Genomic DNA, 1,250 nt, shown 5'->3' on the forward strand with positions numbered 1-1,250 from the left:
ACTGCCCCTGGTTCGGTTGACTCCTGACCTGTGAGGATTTCTCCTCGCTGGAAGGATGTTCGCCATGCCGAAGCCGTATCCCGAGGAGTTCCGCCGCGACGTGGTCGCGGTCGCCCGTAAGGGCGAGATCTCGTTGACCCAGATCGCCAAGGATTTCGGGATCTCGCAGAGCTGTGTGAAGAACTGGCTCAAACAAGCAGATATCGAGGATGGACACCGGCCCGGCACCACCCGCGATGAGTCCGCCGAGCTGCGCGAAGCACGCAAACGGATCCGCCAGCTCGAACAAGAAGCCGAGGTCATGCGCCGCGCCGTCGCCTATTTCTCGCGTGATATCAACCCAAAATGAGCTACCCGCTGGTCCTCGACCTCGCCGCTGACGGAATCCCTGTCGCGGTGACCTGCCGGGTACTCGGATTCTCCACCCAAGCGTTCTACAAATGGAAACAATGCCCTGTCTCGCAACGAGATTGGGACGACGCCCATCTGATCAACGCCGCACTCGACATCCATGCCGACGACCCGGCTTTCGGCTACCGATTTATCGCCGACGAACTACCGGCCCGCGGCATCCGCGCCGGCGAGAACAGAGTCGCCAGACTCTGTTCAGCGCAACAGATCTGGAGCGTGTTCGCCAAGAAACGCGGGCTCACCCGAAAGGCCGGCCCGCCGGTCCACGACGACCTCGTCGGGCGCCGGTTCACCGCGACCACCCCGAACACGACGTGGTTGACCGACATCACCGAACACGCCACGAGCGAAGGCAAACTCTATTTGTGCGCTGTCAAGGACGTGTTCTCCAACCGGATCGTCGGCTACTCGATCGATTCACGAATGAAAGCGTCGCTGGCCGTCTCGGCATTGAACCATGCCGTCGCTCTCCGATCACCCACCGCGACGATTGTCCACTCCGACAGGGGTAGTCAATTTCGCTCTCGAAAGTTCGTGAATGCGTTGTCGATCAACGGATTACAAGGTTCCATGGGCAGAGTCGGCGCATGTGGCGACAACGCTGCGATGGAGTCGTTCTTCGCGCTGCTGCAGAAAAACGTGCTCGACCGGAAGCGGTGGGCGACCCGCAACGAGCTCCGTCTGGCGATCGTCGTCTGGATCGAGAGGACCTACCACCGCACCCGCCGGCAACGCAGACTCGGCCGACTCACCCCGATCGAGTTTGAGACAATAAACCGGCCCGCACTCGCGGCCTGAAAGATCAAACCCCGCGAGTCAACCAAACTGGGGGCAGTCCC

General features: G+C 61.2%; 1 protein-coding gene. It reads left to right on the forward strand.

The features are described from left to right. Nucleotides 1–64 precede the first annotated feature (64 nt). Nucleotides 65–1,209, forward strand: a protein-coding gene (locus RJ03_RS27375; RefSeq protein ID WP_086007323.1) for an IS3 family transposase whose coding sequence is annotated in 2 segments (ribosomal slippage) — nt 65–335 and nt 335–1,209 — 1,146 coding nt in all. Because the reading frame shifts where the segments join, the coding sequence is not laid out codon by codon here. The last annotated feature ends 41 nt before the right edge of the window (nt 1,210–1,250 follow it).

The organism is Nocardia aobensis NBRC 100429, assembly GCF_000308375.1.
Classification (GTDB): Bacteria; Actinomycetota; Actinomycetes; order Mycobacteriales; family Mycobacteriaceae; genus Nocardia; species Nocardia aobensis.